Below are 15,887 nucleotides of genomic sequence, written 5' to 3' on the forward strand. Positions count from 1 at the left end.
AGATGCGTCTGCACGCGAGCGCTGTAGACGTAAGCGGACGGGGTGTACTGATCGTCGGCGCATCCGGAAGTGGCAAGTCGAGCCTTGCGCTTCAACTCATGGCTTTGGGGGCGACGCTCGTGTCAGACGATCAAACTGAGCTTGCCTGCGTCGATGACATCATACAAATGACGGCTCCGGACAGTATCAAGGGCCTCATTGAAGCGCGTGGTATTGGTGTTTTGCGTGCAGATGCCGTAGATGCCGTATTGCATCTGGTGGTCGACATGGATGAAGTTGAGTGCAAGAGATTTCCTGAACATCATTCAAAAACAGTTTTGGGGCAAACATTGCCTTGCCTTCACAAAGTGGACAGCCCCGCTTGGCCTTCTGCGATTGTGCAATACCTCAAATGTGGAATTGAGTATCCGGAATGACAGTTGCCATGACCGTGCCGCGTCGCCTTGTATTTGTGACTGGACCATCAGGCGCAGGAAGGTCTAGTGCGATTCGCGTCTTGGAGGATTTGGGGTACGAAGCGATCGACAATCTGCCGGTGCGTCTGATTGAGGCCCTTCTGAACGACCCGATGCCAGATAAACCGATGGCACTAGGCGTGGATCCGCGCAACCGGGACTTTTCGAGTACAGCCATTGCGGACGTGCTTGGACAAATCTCGGGTGTTCCAGGAATGGACCCCGAACTTCTTTATCTGGATTGCAGCACCGAAGTGCTGCTTAACCGGTTTTCGGAAACACGACGTAGGCATCCCCTGGCAGAAGCGGACAGGGTCGAGGCTGGAATTCTGCGGGAAAAGGAGTTGCTTGCCCCAGTGCGTGAGCGGGCGGATGTATTGATCGATACATCGGAGCTTAATGTGCACCAATTGCGTGCGGAAGTGGAACACTGGTTTTCTCCAGGCGAGCAAACCCAACTGGCTGTTGCGGTGCAGAGTTTCAGCTACAAGCGAGGACTGCCTCGCTCGATAGACATGGTCTTTGATTGCCGGTTTTTGAAGAACCCGTATTGGGAACCAGAATTGCGCAACAAAACCGGTTTGGACGTGGAAGTTCGCAGGCACATCTGGGCTGACCCACGCGCAACCGAGTTCGAGACTCGTTTGCGTGATCTTTTGCTTTGGCAATTGCCAAGTGTGCTCGAGGAAGGCAAGTCTCACCTCTCGGTTGCATTCGGTTGCACGGGCGGTCAACATCGATCCGTCGCCATGGCGGAAACCTTGGCTACAGCCCTTGCAGACGCTGGCTGGCAAGTGTCTATTCGGCATCGGGAACTGGATCGCCGCAAACGCGAAGAGGCTTCAGCTTGATCGGGATTGTGATTGTCGCACATGGCGGGCTCGCTACTGAGTATCTGCGGGCCATAGAGCATGTCGTTGGCAAACAGGCTGGCGTGCGCGCGATCGCAATCGAAGCCGACCACGATCGCAAGGCCAAAGAAGATGAAATCTGTGTTGCAGCGGACGAGGTCGATACAGGTGATGGTGTTGTTGTTGTAACCGACCTGTTTGGCGGTTCCCCCTCAAATCTCAGCTTGTTGGCCTGCAAGCCGCAAAACCGCCGCATCCTCTATGGCGCGAACTTGCCCATGCTGATCAAACTTGCAAAAAGCCGTAAGATGCATGTGACGGATGCCGTGCAAGCCGCACTGAGTGCTGGCAAGAAATACATCGACAGCCAGAATATAGGCGCAGATACCTGAAGATGACTCACCGCAAACTGGAAATCGTGAATATCAAGGGTCTGCACGCACGTGCGTCAGCCAAACTGGTTGAAGTGGTCGAGGCATTTGACGCGCGGGCGACTGTGACACAGAATGGTATGTCTGCATCGGGCGACAGCATTATGGGTCTTTTGATGTTGGCAGCGCCAATGGGAAGTTTTATTGACGTTGAAACGTCCGGCCCGGACGCTGAGCCATTGGCAGATGCCCTCAGCGCGCTGATTGCTGACAAGTTCGGAGAAGAGGCCTGAGCCGCGAGTGGCTTGAGAGGTCCATACGTCGATAGAAGGTGACGATCGTATGGTCGATAGCACACATAACATGACGAAGGTTACGAAACCTGAACCTGATCAGGTGACTTTCAATACATACGACCGTCGCAGTCTGTCATACGCGTCAACATTCGATGATCCGTGGAAGGCAACCTTCATCCGTGTGATGGAAGCGTTTACCGGGAAACTGACGATCCTGCGCCTGATCCGGAAGTTCGAGCGTCAGGGCGCACCATCGGGACAAGCATTCTGGCGTGCGTGCCTCGATGTGATGGGTATCGATCTTACCACTCCGCAGGAACAGCTGGACCGCATCCCAAAAGAAGGGCCTGTGATTGTCGTTGCCAACCACCCGCACGGCATGGTGGATGGCATGATATTTGCCGACCTGATCGGGCGCGTGCGCCCAGACTACCGCATTTTGACACGATCCTTGCTGACGGTCATTGATGAGGTCGCAGGCAGCTACATGATCCCGGTCCCGTTCCCACATGATCCAGACGCACAGCGCAAGGGAGTGGAAATGCGGGCTAAGGCAATGGCTCACCTCAAAGAGGGCGGGGTTGTTGCACTGTTCCCATCGGGTGTTGTTGCGACGTCTGAAACGTGGTGGGGACCAGCCGTGGAAGCCGAATGGAATGTCTTTACGGCGCAGCTTATTCGCCGCTCGGGCGCAACCGTCGTTCCTATGCGCTTTCCTGGAGCAAACAGCCGTGCGTACCACATTGCGGACAAGGTATCGCCGATGCTGAGGCAAGGCCTTCTACTGCATGAAATCGTGCGATCCTGTAACAAGCCGCAAGGCCCCGTTGTAGGCCACGCCCTTGATCCGCAGATTGTTGCGGACTTCAAGGACGATCCGCGCGGATTCATGGCGTGGCTACGCGATCACACCATGGCGCTTAAAAACTGACCACGCAGGTTTCAAACCAAGGCTAACGCGTTGGAACAGGAGTTTCTCCGCGATAATCATAGAATCCGCGCTGAGTTTTCCGGCCTAACCACCCAGCCTCGACATATTTCGTCAATAGCGGGCATGGACGGTACTTGGTATCTGCAAGCCCGTCGTGAAGGACATTCATGATAGCCAGGCAGGTATCCAAGCCGATAAAATCGGCCAGTTCCAACGGCCCCATCGGATGATTTGCGCCCAGCCTCATTGAAGAGTCGATGGATTTGACCGAGCCGACCCCTTCGTACAGCGTATAGACGGCCTCGTTGATCATTGGCATGAGAATGCGGTTCACGATGAACGCGGGGAAGTCCTCGGCCGTTGCAGCCGTTTTACCAAGCTTCTCTACCACGGTTGCACAGGCGTGGAACGTTTCCGTATCGGTTGCGATTCCCCGGATCAGTTCCACGAGTTGCATAACTGGAACGGGGTTCATGAAGTGGAAGCCCATGAACTTTTCAGGCCGATCTGTGCGGCTGGCCAGACGCGTGATCGAAATGGATGACGTGTTCGACGTCAGGATCGTATGCGGTTGCAAGTGCGGAACGAGATCTTCGAATATCGCCTGTTTAACAGTTTCCCGCTCGGTTGCTGCTTCGATCACCAGATCGGTCTGGCCCAAATCAGTCAGTTTTTGGGTGGTTTGAATGCGTGCAATTGCCGTTAACTTGTCGTCCGCGCTGATTTTTTCGCGGCTCACTTGTCGTTCGAGGTTCCGGTCAATGGTGGCCATGGCTGCAGCCAATGCGTCGCCCGAGATATCGTTCAGCATGACATCATACCCGGCAAGAGACATCACATGCGCGATGCCGTTCCCCATCTGCCCCGCGCCAACAATTCCAACTGTCTTGATGTCCATTTACCGACCTCATGCAACGTTCCCGCACCATATGGTCAGGCAGATGTTGGGGGCAAGGGGACGCGATGCCTCAATGATGATCATCTGCGTTAGGGGTTCTTCAATAATCTGCTGCCACAGTTGTCGTGGGTAAATAGTGAGAGTGGGTCTCATGAGTATTGAATCTTTGGGTCCGGGTGGGCTCGATTACTTGCCGTGTCGATACGGCAATTCCAAAGTCTTGTTTCGTGGGCCAAGGCGCGCTCTGGATAGGCCGTTTGTTGCCTTCTTTGGCGGGTCAATCACGTATGGGAAGTTCGTGCCTACGCCGTTTCCGGATTTGGTTGAACAATCTATGGGCATAACATGCGTGAATTTCGGATCGTTGAACGGAGGTGTCGACGTTTTTGCGACCGACCCCTATCTGCGCAAGGTCTCTGGTATGGCGCAAACGACGGTGATCCAGATCACCAGCCCACGAAACATGTCGAACCGGTTTTATCGGGTGCATCCGCGCCGCAATGACCGGTTTGTCGAAGCATCGTCTCTGTTGCGTGCGATTTACCGCGAAGTGGATTTTGCCGAGTTCAACTTTACCAATCATTTGTTGAACCGCTTGTACCTTCTGTCCCCGGAAAGGTTTGAAGCGGTCGTGGAAGAGTTACAAACCGCTTGGGTCGCGCGTATGCGGCTTGTGCTTAGTCAGATACCCGGCAGGACCGTGTTGTTGTGGGCCAGCAGGCAAACGCCCGAAGCATCGGCAAATGACCTTGATGCAGATCTTGCATTGGTCTCCAGGGGAATGATCCAAAAGGTGTCAGAGCTCGCGACGGACTATGTCGAAGCGGTCATTTCGGACGAAGCTGTGGATGCAGGAACGGAAGGTATGGTGTTCAGCGAAATGGACGCGCCGGCGGCCCGCACCATGCCTGGGCCCGTTGCACATCACGAAATTGCTCAGGCCCTAGTTCCAATCCTGACGTAACAATAAAAAACCCGCCGCTGGCTTGCGGCGGGTTTTTCGGTTTTTAAGCCGCTATTTTTTACAGCTTTTCGATCATCTCGGGGACCGCGTCGAACAGGTCTGCAACCAGACCGTAATCTGCCACTTGGAAGATCGGGGCTTCTTCGTCTTTGTTGATAGCAACGATGACTTTAGAGTCTTTCATGCCAGCCAAGTGCTGGATCGCGCCTGAGATGCCAACGGCAACGTAAAGGTCAGGGGCCACAACCTTACCGGTCTGACCTACCTGCCAGTCGTTCGGCGCATAGCCCGAGTCAACCGCTGCGCGCGATGCGCCAACAGCGGCGCCCAGCTTGTCGGCCAGTTTCTCGATCAGTGCGAAATCGTCTTCTGACCCGACACCGCGGCCGCCGGACACAACAACACCGGCCGAAGTCAGTTCGGGGCGATCGCTTTCGGCCACTTTGTCTTCAACCCAGCTCGACAGCGCAGGATTGGCCGCCGCACCAATTGTTTCGACCGATGCAGATCCGCCTGTGCCTGCCGCATCAAATGTCGACGTACGGAAGGTGATGACCTTTTTGCCGTCGCCAGCCTTTACCGTCTGGATTGCGTTGCCAGCATAGATGGGGCGTTCGAACGTGCTGCCGTCAACAACCGCTGTCGCGTCGGACACCACCATGGCGTCCAGCAATGCTGCAACGCGGGGCATGATGTTCTTGGCGTCCGTGGTCGCGGGCGCCACGATGTGTTCGTAGTCGCCAGCAAGCGATACGATCAGGTCTGCCACCGGTTCGGCCAGACGTTTGCCATACAACGCATCTTCGGCGCACAGCACTTTGCCTACACCGTCGATAGTGGCGGCAGATGCCGCTGCATCGGCACAAGTCGCGCCCGTTGCTAGCACGGTCACATCGCCAAGTGCCTTGGCGGCAGTAACCGCCTTGGCCGTGGCATCCATGGCCAATTCACCGTCATTGATTTCTGCGAGAAGAAGAACAGCCATTACACAGCCCCCGCTTCTTTGAGTTTCGCCACAAGCTCGTCAACGGAGCCCACCTTGATGCCCGCAGCACGCGCTTCGGGCTCGGCCGTTTTCACGATTTCGAGCCGCGGTGCGGTATCAACGCCATAGTCAGCGGCTGTTTTTTCATCCAGCGGCTTCTTCTTGGCTTTCATGATGTTGGGCAGCGACGCATAGCGTGGTTCGTTCAGGCGCAGGTCAACCGAGATGACGGTCGGCATGTTGACCTCGATGGTTTGCAAACCACCGTCGACTTCGCGCGTGACCTTGGCCTTGTCGCCAGCAATTTCGACTTCCGAGGCGAACGTGGCCTGGCTCCACCCCATGAGGGCTGACAACATCTGGCCAGTGGCATTCATGTCGTTGTCGATCGCCTGTTTGCCGCAGAGTACCAGCCCGGGCTGTTCGTCCTCGACCACTTTGGCAAGGATCTTGGCAACCGTCAGGGGTTCGATGTCAGTGTGCACATCATCAGCCGCCACGACCAGGATCGCACGGTCCGCACCCATGGCAAGGGCCGTACGCAGCGTTTCCTGAGCTTGTTTGACGCCGATGGAGACCGCCACGACTTCTTCTGCCTGACCCGCTTCTTTCAGGCGGATGGCCTGTTCGACCGCGATTTCGTCAAACGGGTTCATCGACATTTTGACATTGGCGAGATCAACACCCGATCCGTCCGCTTTCACGCGTACCTTCACGTTGTAGTCGATCACGCGTTTGACGGGCACAAGCACCTTCATGAGCGTTCCTCTCCTTAAAATAACGACTCAGCTGTGACAGCCGAGATAGCCAATCCCGAGTGGTTTACCCAAGACGCCGCAACGGAAACAGGACAAAATCGTCACGTCACAGCAATTGAACGCCGCGTTTTCAGTGTGATGCCGTGGAACGGAAACTTTGATACACTGTGGGAAAGGAGGATTGCCATGGAACATGTTCAGGGTTTTGGCGGTTTTTTCTTCCGGTCCAAAGATCCGGAAACACTGGCGACATGGTATCGCGACACGCTCGGCATTGATTTGGTGCCGACCGTTTCGGACCAAAAACCGTGGATGGCCAAGGGAGGAGCAACGGTCTTTGCGCCCTTTGCGTCAGATACCGACTATTTTGCCGCTGATAAAACGTTCATGCTGAATTTCCGTGTGCGCAGCCTTGATGCGATGGCAGCCCAGCTCGAGGACGCTGGGATACCGGTGAAGATGGTTGGCGACATGCCCGGGATCGGTCGTTTTGCGCATCTTTCTGATCCCGAGGGCACACCGATTGAGCTTTGGGAGCCAGAGGACGGCTAGTCGCGGTTCGCCCCTGGAACCCACAACACATCGTTCTTGCCACCGTTGTTCGCAATGCGGGCGGCCACAAAAAACCAGTCACTGAGGCGGTTCAGGTATTTGACCGCAGCCGGGTTGACCGATTCCATTGTGGCCAATTCGACGGCAAGTCTTTCGGCACGACGGGCCACAGTGCGGCAGACATGCAGATGCGCGGACAAGGCAGAGCCGCCTGGTAGAATAAAGCTGCGCAATGGTTCAAGATTGCCGTTCATGGCATCAATCTCTGTTTCCAAACGTGTCACCTGGGCATCGGTCATGCGCAAAGGAGGGTATTCTGCCTCGGCGTCTTTCTCCATGTCTGGTCGGCATAGGTCTGCGCCCAGATCGAAAAGATCGTTTTGAATCCGGCTCAGGGCCGTATCAGTGTCCCCGTCAGCTACCAGGCGGGCAACTCCAAGAAAGGCGTTCAACTCGTCAACGGTGCCATAGGCTGTAACGCGCATTGCATGTTTTGCGACCCTTGCTCCGTTCCCAAGCGCTGTCTCTCCTGCGTCGCCCGTTTTTGTATAAATCTTGTTCAGAACAACCATGCTCAGTTCCCTGTTCCACGCAAAGCCACATAGGCAAGAATCAAAAGGACGGCTATGAATTGTGCACCGATCCGATAGCGCATCAGACGGTTCGAGTTGTCTTTGGCCCAACCCGACCCCTTGGCAAATCCGCCAAGCCCCAGCATGAGCACAACGACGACTGCCAGACAAGCCAGCACAATCAAGATGAATAGCGGGTCAAAGCCCATGTTTTTCGGTCCCTTTTCCTTACATGTGGACCATGTAGGTGACACAGGTATAAAAGCGAACGCGTCGTTCCGTCACCCGATGGACAAAATGCGATCTAATCCGCGCGTGGTCAGTACGCGGCGACAAGCGGCCATCAAGAACGTAGGCGTCGTCACCATGTAAACCGGGCGTGGTTTCCGTGCTTCCAACGCGCGTCGCAACTTCTTGACGACAGCCTCGGGGGGCAACTCAAACGCATCTGGACCAGAGTCAGAATACAGTCTTTTGCGCAGTTTTTCCCTGTACTGCTCGACGCGTGGGGAGTTCTCCCAATCAATCCATTTTTCGAAATGCGGGATCGAATTTGCACGTATCTTGCTGGTGATTGGACCGGGTTCGATTAAGATCACATCAATCGGTGTGTTTCGCATCTCGATCCGCAATGTATGGGTGAGTCCCTCGAGTGCGAACTTGGTTGCATTGTATGCCCCGCGCCATGGCATGGTCACAAACCCAAGCACAGATGAGCATTGCACGATCCGTCCGTGCCCCTGCTTGCGCATTGCGGGGATGACCTGGCGCGTCAGTTCATGCCATCCAAAAAAATTTGCTTCGAAAATTGCCCGCAGTGCATCTGTCGGCAGATCTTCGACTGCGCCAGGCGTGCCGAACGCACCGTTGTTGAACAGGGCATCAATCGTGCCGCCGGTAGCCTCCAGTACCTCGCTCACGCCTGTCGCGATTGTTGTCTTATTTGTGTAGTCGATTAGGGGGCTCTCGAACCCTTCGCTTTGCAGGCGCGCGCAATCTTCGGGTTTGCGGCATGACGCAAAAACCTTCCAACCTGCATCACGCATGCCATGCGCTGACGCATACCCGATACCGGACGAACTGCCCGTAATGAGAATGGATTTTTTTGTCATGTCTTGTCCCGTTGAAACTCGGCCGGGACAATAGAGCGATCCGCCTCGCGTGCAATCAGCCTTTGCTTAGTAGGTAGTCCGCCATCCATCCGATCGTGCCACCATTCAACGGACGCAGCTTCACCCATCCGTTTCCTGGGTCTTGCAAGACCTCCACCTCGTCTCCGCGCGCTAGTCGGTTGACGACAGAGTAGCCAGTGCCCGGGCCTCCACGCACATTCACGCTGCGGGCAGATACTGCACGCACGTCATTGGACGTCTCTTCTGAAGTGTTCGGCGCGTTGAAGTCCACGGGAGTGATAATGGCATCGTCGACAATCAGGCTTGGCAGAATGATTGTGGGTTCTTCTTCGCTTAGGGCGATGTCTGTTTCACTCTCCGCTTCCGTTGCGGCTGGACGAGCTGCTGTTGTTCGAACGGTGCGCTGCGGGCGTAACACATCGCCCACGCTGTTCAAGTTAAGAGACACGCGCGTTACGTTTTCGGGGATGACGGGCGTAGCTGGGGCTGGCTCGGCTTGCGCGAGCGTCTCTTCTTCGACCTCGGCCGGCAATTCGATGCGAGACAAGCGGGTCTGTTCGGCGTCGAAATCTGCGCCTCCGCTCAGCTCGTAGAATGCGAACGCAAGAAATCCAAATGTAACAATAATGAACCGCACCATACTATGCGTTCCCCCCAACGTACTTTGTCTGTCCAATCAGCAGCTTGATAAGACTCGGTAATTATTAACAAACAGAACGATTCCAAACACTGGTAAAATCCGGTCAACTTTCCTCCCAGGCCAATGTTGTTGTGTCAAAGCAACGGAGTCGCCGTCCGAAAACTTCCCGAACGGCAGATCACCCACCTGACCGCTTGTTCCCGACAGGGTGGGCGGCTACACATCATCTATGTCCGATCAGACCGATACCCCCAATATGGACCTGTCCGAACCGTTGCGTCGTGCACTGGGTGAAAGGTACCTCACTTACGCGCTGTCCACGATCATGCACCGTGCGCTTCCGGATGCGCGCGATGGTCTTAAGCCGGTTCATCGACGGATTCTGTTCGCTATGCGGGAATTGCGGCTGTCCTCATCGGGAGGATTCCGCAAGTCGGCCAAGATTTCCGGCGATGTGATGGGGAACTATCACCCACACGGGGATGCCGCGATTTACGATGCCATGGCGCGCCTCGCACAGGATTTTAACGTGCGCTATCCGCTTGTCGATGGGCAAGGGAACTTCGGCAATATTGATGGGGATAACCCGGCGGCCTCGCGCTATACGGAAGCGCGGATGACGGCGGTGGCCGAAGCGTTGTTGGAAGGCTTGAACGAAAACGCTGTTGATTTCCGCGAGAACTACGACGGCACGCTCACCGAACCCGTAGTGCTGCCCGCGCAGTTTCCAAACCTGCTGGCGAATGGTGCATCGGGGATTGCCGTGGGAATGGCCACGAATATCCCGCCACACAATATCGCTGAACTGTGTGATGCCTGCCTGCATCTGATCAAAACACCTGATGCGCGCGATGACACGCTTTTGAACTACGTTCCCGGCCCCGATTTTCCCACGGGAGGTATCATCGTGGAGCCGCCTGAGGCGATCGCTCAGGCATATCGCACCGGCAAGGGCGGGTTCCGTTTGCGTTGTCGGTTCGAAGTCGAGGATTTGGGCCGCGGTCAATGGCAGATCGTCGTGACCGAAATCCCCTATCAAGTCCAGAAATCCAAACTTATCGAAAAACTTGCCGAGGTCATCCAGACTAAGAAAGTGCCGATTTTGGCAGACGTCCGGGATGAAAGTGCTGACGATATCCGTCTGATACTCGAGCCGCGTTCCAAGAACGTTGATCCTGATGTGCTGATGGGCATGCTCTATCGCAACTCCGACCTTGAGGTGCGGTTCAGCCTGAATATGAACGTGCTGATCGACGGGGTGACACCCAAGGTTTGCAGCATGAAAGAAGTGCTGCGCGCCTTTCTTGATTTCCGCCGCGAAGTTTTGATCCGGCGAAGCCAGCACCGGATGGAAAAGATCGATCACCGGTTAGAGGTGCTTGAGGGGCTGATAGTGGCCTTTCTGAATCTCGATCGGGTGATTGACATCATTCGCTATGATGATGACCCCAAAGCTGCCTTGATGCGTGAAGACTGGGGTAAAGATCATCCACGCGCGATGTCCGAGGCTGATTATGTTACGCCTCAACCTGGCGACGGCGAGCTTAGCGATGTTCAGGTCGAAGCGATACTGAACATGCGTTTGCGATCCTTGCGGCGCCTGGAGGAGATGGAACTCCTTCGTGAGCAAGCGGATTTGATGGAGGAACGCGCCGCGCTCGAAGATCTATTGGAAAGCGAAGATCTGCAGTGGCAGGCCATATCCGATCAAATGCGCGAAACGAAAAAGAAGTTCGGTAAGGACTATGAGGGCGGTGCGCGCCGTACGACTTTTGCCGAAGCGGGCGACGTTGAGGATGTGCCACTTGAGGCAATGATCGACCGCGAACCCATAACCGTTGTTTGCAGCCAAATGGGTTGGATCCGTGCCATGACTGGCCATATCGACCTGAACCGCGAACTGAAGTTCAAGGATGGGGATGGCCCCCGATTCATATTCCATGCCGAGACGACGGACCGCTTGGTGGTGGTAGGGTCCAATGGCCGGTTCTACACCGTCTCTGCCGCAAACCTGCCAGGTGGGCGTGGTATGGGAGAACCATTGCGCCTGATGATTGACCTGCCAAACGAAGTACAGATTCATACCTTGATGACGCACAAGCCCGGTCGCAAGCTCTTGGTCGCATCCTCGGCCGGTGACGGGTTCATTGTGCCCGAGGACGAGGTGATCGCGCAAACCCGTGCCGGCAAGCAGGTACTGAACGTGCGTGGGGATGTTCGGATGGCTGTCTGCAAACCGGCTCTGGGGGATTGTGTTGCGGTTGTTGGTGAGAACCGCAAGGTTCTGGTGTTTGGCCTTGGAGAGTTGCCGGAAATGGCGCGCGGCAAAGGTGTGCGACTTCAAAAGTACAAGGATGGCGGCCTTAGCGATGCTACCACCTTCACATTGGCGGACGGTCTGAGTTGGCTCGACCCGGCAGGACGAACCAGAACAGAAACCGACCTTGCAGAATGGCGGGGCAAGCGCGCTGGGGCGGGGCGGATGGCACCGCGCGGTTTTCCACGCGACAATATGTTCACCTGATTTCGCGCGGTGTTTGCGTGCGTGTAGGGTTGCCTTGTCCTGCAGGTTCAGTAGTTGGAAGTGAATTTAATGAATACACAGATTGATGGTCGCTATTTTGGAAAAGGCGGACCACTGTTCAAACTTTACCTTGTCACAGCGGTCCTCACTGTTTTGACGCTTGGGGTCTACCGTTTCTGGGCCAAAACACGGATCAGGAAATACATCTGGTCTTCTGTCAGTGGTGATGACGATAGTTTTGAATATACCGGTACGGGTCTGGAGAAGTTCCTCGGGTTTCTTGTCGCCATCGTTATTCTGGCAATCTATCTGGGCATTGTTCAGATGGCTTTGTTTTTCTTCGGCCTAAATCTCTTTGTCTTACCAGATACGCCGGGGCAAGAAATTGCGCAGTTCTTTGCGATCTATGTCACCCTTCTTGCGGTCGTACCGCTGATGCTGTTCGCGCGATACCGCGCGCGGCGTTACAGAATGGCGCGCACGCGCTGGAGGGGCATCCGGTTCGGGATGGAGAATGGCGCGTGGGGATATGCCTTTCGCGCAATTGGTTACTACCTACTGGTTCTCCTGAGCCTTGGACTTCTAAATCCATTGGCGACATTCAAGCTGGAGAAGTACATGGCCGACAGGACCTGGTACGGTGACGGAAGGTTTGTGCAGACGGGGAAATGGACGGACTTGTATGGCGGGATGAAACACCTCTTAATCGCTTTCGCCATACTCGCTGCGGGCATTATTGCCGTCGCGATGGCAGGAACTCGGAACGAGGTTGGTACGGGCGTTTTTGGGGGTGTCTTGTTGTTTGTCGGTTATGTCTGGGCACTGATCGGGCTGATTTACTACCGTGTCTATGCATTCAACTACCTGACGGCCCGTAAAAGACTGGATGATCATGTGACGTTTCTTGCGCGTCTGGAAACATCCGCGATCATAGGCAAAATCGTCGTTGGGTCGATTGTTGTCGGGGTGGTTGTCACTGTTGTGTTTGGTGTCATCGGCAGCATAGGTGCAGGCATCTTCATGTCGATGTCATCCGGTACCGACTTTGATCCGAACGCAGGCACTTTCTTGGGGTTGGCGCTGATCGGGGTCCTCTACGCAGGTGCGATTCTGGCGACAGGAGGTCTGAGCCTTGTGCTGATCACTCAGCCCGTGATTGCCCATGCCGTGGAACATGTCACCGTCCTTCAAGCCGAACACCTTGATTCCATCCGTCAACGCAGTGCCGATAAAGGCGCCGATGCTGAAGGTTTTGCCGACGCGCTGGATGTGGGTGGTGCCATTTGATGCCTGCAATGGGCCGGTTCTTTGACGGGGAGACGGGCCAGCGATTGCATGTGGATCTCTACATCGATCCGGTCGCAGAAACACTGCGGCTGGAACATTCGGATTTGCCGATGGGCTCGCAGTACTGGCCACTTTGGGCAATCCGCGCGCTGTCAGAAAATGCGCGTGAAGATCAGCTTGTCCTAAGTCTCAAGGCAGATACATCATTGGATAGTGCGTTGATCGTTACGGCCCGGCTGACGGTCGATGATCCTGATCTCACTTTCCGGCTGCTCAAGCTTTGCCCAAATCTCCAGCGCCGCGATATTGCTCCGGGTGCAATACGCAAAGTGGCGATCTGGTCGACCGGAGCTGTGAGCGCGCTTCTTCTGATGATCTTTGTCATTCTACCTGCGATGGCGAACACGCTGGCCACCTTCATACCGATTGAACGGGAAGTGGCCTGGGGACGCACTGTCGTAAACCAAATGGAACGATTTCTGGGAGATGGCAGCGTTGGTCGCCTTGCCTGCGACAATACCGAAGGACTGAGCGCGCTTTCAGAAATGACGGATCGTCTGACCGAGCGCGCGGCTCTGCAATACGATCTGAACGTTACTGTCTTTGACCACAAGATGGTCAACGCCTTTGCGGCACCAGGCGGTCAGATTGTTCTGATGCGCGGTTTGATCGATACGGCTGACAGTCCAGATGAAGTGGCCGCGGTTCTCGCACATGAGATTGGCCACGTTGAATCCCGTGATGTCACCCGCAACGCATTGCGGACTGCGGGTTCTGCTGGGCTTCTATCCTTGTTGCTTGGCGATTTCGCAGGCGGAGGTGCGGCGGTTGTCGTGGCCGAATGGACCCTCAATGCCTCCTACTCGCGTGAGGCGGAGGCACAGGCAGACCAATTTGCTCTGAATATGCTGGACGCATCCGGTACGGATGCAACAGGTATGGCGGAGTTCTTTGACAAGATTGGAGAACTGGATCGTAGTGGTTTGGATTTACCAACTTATCTCGCCTCCCATCCGGAGACAAAGACACGCGCTGACGCTGCCCGAGTATTTGCAGAGGCCCAAGGCTTAACTGCACCAATCCTGTCACAGCGGGAGTGGGAAGCGCTGCGCGGAATTTGTTCCTGACCGGGGGGATCAAGCAGGTTTCAGCCGCCAGCTGCACAGTGCATGTGACGGTAGGGCAAGCTCCTCGCAACGTTGCTGTGGCAAGTGCCCACGGTGTTGAATTGAACCAGTGCGCCCACGGTATCCAAAAAAGGAGAGCATTCCTGGATTCCACGTGCCGATTTCCTTTGTCACTGGCGGCACGCAGATCAAGAACGGTGGGACACCGCTGTGTCCCACATGCCACCCTCTTTAGATACCCGAGGATATATGCAGTGTTTCGCACCCTGCAATTGCGTGATGGCCGCCGCTGCGGTATCCGGTATGCCATAAAAACGGGGAGTGTGCAGGAATGATGCGTTGGGTTCTTGGCCTTGTGATATTGGCTGGACTGTCGGCATGCGCCAGCAGCCGCGATCTTAACGAGGCTCCTGTGCCGTTGGGTGACTTTCGGCTCGAACATAACATCGTCATAGCCAACAACGCGCAGCGTGGACCGCTGAGCCGGCCTGCGACCGAGGAACAGCTGACTGCTGCGGTCAAGGGTGCGGTGGCAGAACGTTTTGGGCGTTACAATGGTGCCAGCCGTTACCATTTTGGCATTTCGGTCGAAGGCTATGTCTTGGCCCAACCCGGCATCCCGCTTGTATTGGCGCCCAAGTCAGCTCTGATCCTGAACGTCACTGTCTGGGACGATGCCGCTGGGGGCAAGTTGAACGATGAACCCGAGCAGATTACCGTATTGGAAACGTTTGGTACTGCGCCGATCATCGGGACAGGCTATACAATGACAGCCGAGGAACAGCTCAAGGAATTGAGCCAGAATGCGGCAAAAGCCGTTGAACGCTTTCTCGTGAAGCAAAGGAACGAGCAGGGCTGGTTCTCGCCTGAAGAGACATCGGCAAATGGTCCCGAGACACAGCAGTCCGCCACCGAAGTCGAAGCCCCTGCCGCAGGCTGAACTGCGTCGCATAGGGCACGAGGTATGAATGCGTCTGGCAGTTCTGTCGCCGCCGGTGTCAACACAACGACAAAATGGGGTCGGTGTGTCGATTGACCCGACTTGATTTTCCCAACCAATCACAATAAATGCCGCGCGGAGTGAACCACGGGTTTCCCACCCATAACTTAACAAAGGGCGTCTTGAGAGATGGCAAAGGAAAAGTTTGAACGTACGAAGCCGCACGTTAACATTGGCACGATTGGCCACGTTGACCACGGCAAGACGACGCTGACGGCGGCGATCACGAAGTATTTTGGTGATTTCCAGGCATATGACCAGATCGACGGCGCGCCCGAAGAGAAAGCGCGCGGGATCACGATCTCGACCGCGCACGTTGAATACGAAACCGACGCGCGTCACTACGCCCACGTCGACTGCCCCGGCCACGCCGACTACGTCAAGAACATGATCACCGGTGCCGCCCAGATGGACGGCGCGATCCTGGTTGTGAACGCGGCTGACGGCCCGATGCCCCAGACGCGCGAGCACATCCTGCTGGGTCGCCAGGTTGGCATCCCGAAGATCGTCGTGTTCATGAACAAAGTGGACCAGGTCGACGAC

19 protein-coding genes are annotated in these 15,887 nt (G+C 55.6%); 12 read left to right on the forward strand and 7 right to left on the reverse strand.

The genetic code is table 11. The annotated features are described in order from the left end of the window. The first annotated feature begins 2 nt into the window (after nucleotides 1-2). The 5 genes from IE087_RS05540 (at nucleotide 3) to IE087_RS05560 (ending at nucleotide 2,904) form a co-directional block, all read left to right on the forward strand. Entirely contained in the window at nucleotides 3-416 is a 414-nt protein-coding gene (locus IE087_RS05540) for an HPr kinase/phosphorylase (protein WP_189368261.1), read from the forward strand. After that, nucleotides 413-1,306: an RNase adapter RapZ gene (gene rapZ / locus IE087_RS05545; RefSeq protein WP_189368262.1), complete on the forward strand. Its 894-nt coding sequence runs from the start codon at nucleotides 413-415 to the stop codon at nucleotides 1,304-1,306. Before IE087_RS05540 ends, rapZ begins: the two co-directional genes overlap by 4 nt. Continuing rightward, nucleotides 1,303-1,698, forward strand: a complete 396-nt coding sequence (locus IE087_RS05550) for a PTS sugar transporter subunit IIA (protein WP_189368263.1) — start codon at nucleotides 1,303-1,305, stop codon at nucleotides 1,696-1,698. Before rapZ ends, IE087_RS05550 begins: the two co-directional genes overlap by 4 nt. Nucleotides 1,699-1,700: 2 nt before the next feature. Next, complete coding sequence (locus IE087_RS05555) at nucleotides 1,701-1,970, forward strand: HPr family phosphocarrier protein (RefSeq protein WP_189368264.1); 270 nt, start codon at nucleotides 1,701-1,703, stop codon at nucleotides 1,968-1,970. A gap of 70 nt (nucleotides 1,971-2,040) precedes the next feature. Beyond that, nucleotides 2,041-2,904 carry a lysophospholipid acyltransferase family protein gene (locus tag IE087_RS05560; RefSeq protein WP_229801275.1) on the forward strand — a complete coding sequence of 288 codons (864 nt, stop codon included), beginning with the start codon at nucleotides 2,041-2,043 and terminating at the stop codon, nucleotides 2,902-2,904. 22 nt (nucleotides 2,905-2,926) lie between these two features. Here the strand turns inward: IE087_RS05560 and IE087_RS05565 are convergent, their stop codons facing one another. Further along, entirely contained in the window at nucleotides 2,927-3,802 is an 876-nt protein-coding gene (locus tag IE087_RS05565) for a 3-hydroxybutyryl-CoA dehydrogenase (protein ID WP_189368266.1), read from the reverse strand. 151 nt (nucleotides 3,803-3,953) lie between these two features. Here IE087_RS05565 and IE087_RS05570 point away from each other — a divergent pair, with 151 nt between their 5' ends. Then, nucleotides 3,954-4,766, forward strand: coding sequence for a DUF6473 family protein (locus IE087_RS05570; RefSeq protein WP_189368267.1), 813 nt, complete (start codon nucleotides 3,954-3,956; stop codon nucleotides 4,764-4,766). Between the two features lie 58 nt (nucleotides 4,767-4,824). Here the strand turns inward: IE087_RS05570 and IE087_RS05575 are convergent, their stop codons facing one another. Both IE087_RS05575 and IE087_RS05580 read right to left on the reverse strand, forming a co-directional pair. Next, nucleotides 4,825-5,751, reverse strand: coding sequence for an electron transfer flavoprotein subunit alpha/FixB family protein (locus IE087_RS05575; RefSeq protein ID WP_189368268.1), 927 nt, complete (start codon nucleotides 5,749-5,751; stop codon nucleotides 4,825-4,827). Next, nucleotides 5,751-6,509 (reverse strand): electron transfer flavoprotein subunit beta/FixA family protein, encoded by a 759-nt coding sequence (locus tag IE087_RS05580; protein ID WP_189368269.1) that lies wholly within the window; start codon nucleotides 6,507-6,509, stop codon nucleotides 5,751-5,753. Before IE087_RS05580 ends, IE087_RS05575 begins: the two co-directional genes overlap by 1 nt. Before the next feature lie 186 nt (nucleotides 6,510-6,695). Here IE087_RS05580 and IE087_RS05585 point away from each other — a divergent pair, with 186 nt between their 5' ends. Continuing rightward, nucleotides 6,696-7,061 carry a VOC family protein gene (locus tag IE087_RS05585; RefSeq protein ID WP_189368270.1) on the forward strand — a complete coding sequence of 122 codons (366 nt, stop codon included), beginning with the start codon at nucleotides 6,696-6,698 and terminating at the stop codon, nucleotides 7,059-7,061. On the opposite strand, the gene IE087_RS05590 is transcribed toward IE087_RS05585, so the two are convergent. From IE087_RS05590 to IE087_RS05605, 4 genes are all read right to left on the reverse strand, one after another. After that, nucleotides 7,058-7,633, reverse strand: a complete 576-nt coding sequence (locus IE087_RS05590; RefSeq protein WP_189368271.1) for a cob(I)yrinic acid a,c-diamide adenosyltransferase — start codon at nucleotides 7,631-7,633, stop codon at nucleotides 7,058-7,060. The two genes, IE087_RS05585 and IE087_RS05590, sit on opposite strands and share 4 nt — an antisense overlap. A 2-nt stretch (nucleotides 7,634-7,635) precedes the next feature. Then, on the reverse strand, nucleotides 7,636-7,842 hold the full coding sequence (locus IE087_RS05595; protein WP_189368272.1) for a twin transmembrane helix small protein: 207 nt from the start codon (nucleotides 7,840-7,842) through the stop codon (nucleotides 7,636-7,638). Nucleotides 7,843-7,914: 72 nt separating this feature from the next. Beyond that, a complete protein-coding gene (locus IE087_RS05600) occupies nucleotides 7,915-8,745 on the reverse strand; it encodes an SDR family NAD(P)-dependent oxidoreductase (protein WP_189368273.1) in 831 nt (276 codons plus the stop codon). A 55-nt stretch (nucleotides 8,746-8,800) separates the two neighbouring features. Continuing rightward, nucleotides 8,801-9,406: an SH3 domain-containing protein gene (locus IE087_RS05605; protein ID WP_189368274.1), complete on the reverse strand. Its 606-nt coding sequence runs from the start codon at nucleotides 9,404-9,406 to the stop codon at nucleotides 8,801-8,803. A gap of 229 nt (nucleotides 9,407-9,635) precedes the next feature. On the opposite strand from IE087_RS05605, the gene IE087_RS05610 reads away from it, so the two are divergent. The 5 genes from IE087_RS05610 to IE087_RS05630 all read left to right on the forward strand — a co-directional run. Then, on the forward strand, nucleotides 9,636-11,930 hold the full coding sequence (locus IE087_RS05610) for a DNA topoisomerase IV subunit A (RefSeq protein ID WP_189368275.1): 2,295 nt from the start codon (nucleotides 9,636-9,638) through the stop codon (nucleotides 11,928-11,930). A 69-nt stretch (nucleotides 11,931-11,999) separates the two neighbouring features. After that, on the forward strand, nucleotides 12,000-13,217 hold the full coding sequence (locus IE087_RS05615) for a DUF898 family protein (RefSeq protein WP_189368276.1): 1,218 nt from the start codon (nucleotides 12,000-12,002) through the stop codon (nucleotides 13,215-13,217). Continuing rightward, nucleotides 13,217-14,344: a M48 family metallopeptidase gene (locus IE087_RS05620; RefSeq protein ID WP_189368277.1), complete on the forward strand. Its 1,128-nt coding sequence runs from the start codon at nucleotides 13,217-13,219 to the stop codon at nucleotides 14,342-14,344. Before IE087_RS05615 ends, IE087_RS05620 begins: the two co-directional genes overlap by 1 nt. Nucleotides 14,345-14,675: 331 nt before the next feature. Then, the gene (locus IE087_RS05625; RefSeq protein WP_189368278.1) at nucleotides 14,676-15,284 is read left to right on the forward strand and encodes a hypothetical protein; all 609 of its coding nucleotides are present in this window, start codon (nucleotides 14,676-14,678) and stop codon (nucleotides 15,282-15,284) included. A 189-nt stretch (nucleotides 15,285-15,473) separates the two neighbouring features. Continuing rightward, the coding region (locus IE087_RS05630; protein ID WP_189368279.1) for a GTP-binding protein at nucleotides 15,474-15,887 on the forward strand (414 nt) is incomplete at its 3' end.

Source organism: Tateyamaria omphalii (assembly GCF_014651375.1).
Taxonomy (GTDB): domain Bacteria; phylum Pseudomonadota; class Alphaproteobacteria; order Rhodobacterales; family Rhodobacteraceae; genus Tateyamaria; species Tateyamaria omphalii.

Bases quoted from the DNA above. Each gene is read 5' to 3' on its own strand.
- IE087_RS05540 (WP_189368261.1), top strand. From the start codon at position 3: ATGCGTCTGCACGCGAGCGCTGTAGACGTAAGCGGACGGGGTGTACTG.
- rapZ (WP_189368262.1), top strand. From the start codon at position 413: ATGACAGTTGCCATGACCGTGCCGCGTCGCCTTGTATTTGTGACTGGA.
- IE087_RS05555 (WP_189368264.1), top strand. From the start codon at position 1,701: ATGACTCACCGCAAACTGGAAATCGTGAATATCAAGGGTCTGCACGCA.
- IE087_RS05560 (WP_229801275.1), top strand. From the start codon at position 2,041: ATGACGAAGGTTACGAAACCTGAACCTGATCAGGTGACTTTCAATACA.
- IE087_RS05565 (WP_189368266.1), bottom strand. From the start codon at position 3,802: ATGGACATCAAGACAGTTGGAATTGTTGGCGCGGGGCAGATGGGGAAC.
- IE087_RS05570 (WP_189368267.1), top strand. From the start codon at position 3,954: ATGAGTATTGAATCTTTGGGTCCGGGTGGGCTCGATTACTTGCCGTGT.
- IE087_RS05575 (WP_189368268.1), bottom strand. From the start codon at position 5,751: ATGGCTGTTCTTCTTCTCGCAGAAATCAATGACGGTGAATTGGCCATG.
- IE087_RS05580 (WP_189368269.1), bottom strand. From the start codon at position 6,509: ATGAAGGTGCTTGTGCCCGTCAAACGCGTGATCGACTACAACGTGAAG.
- IE087_RS05585 (WP_189368270.1), top strand. From the start codon at position 6,696: ATGGAACATGTTCAGGGTTTTGGCGGTTTTTTCTTCCGGTCCAAAGAT.
- IE087_RS05590 (WP_189368271.1), bottom strand. From the start codon at position 7,633: ATGGTTGTTCTGAACAAGATTTATACAAAAACGGGCGACGCAGGAGAG.
- IE087_RS05595 (WP_189368272.1), bottom strand. From the start codon at position 7,842: ATGGGCTTTGACCCGCTATTCATCTTGATTGTGCTGGCTTGTCTGGCA.
- IE087_RS05600 (WP_189368273.1), bottom strand. From the start codon at position 8,745: ATGACAAAAAAATCCATTCTCATTACGGGCAGTTCGTCCGGTATCGGG.
- IE087_RS05605 (WP_189368274.1), bottom strand. From the start codon at position 9,406: ATGGTGCGGTTCATTATTGTTACATTTGGATTTCTTGCGTTCGCATTC.
- IE087_RS05610 (WP_189368275.1), top strand. From the start codon at position 9,636: ATGTCCGATCAGACCGATACCCCCAATATGGACCTGTCCGAACCGTTG.
- IE087_RS05615 (WP_189368276.1), top strand. From the start codon at position 12,000: ATGAATACACAGATTGATGGTCGCTATTTTGGAAAAGGCGGACCACTG.
- IE087_RS05620 (WP_189368277.1), top strand. From the start codon at position 13,217: ATGCCTGCAATGGGCCGGTTCTTTGACGGGGAGACGGGCCAGCGATTG.
- IE087_RS05625 (WP_189368278.1), top strand. From the start codon at position 14,676: ATGATGCGTTGGGTTCTTGGCCTTGTGATATTGGCTGGACTGTCGGCA.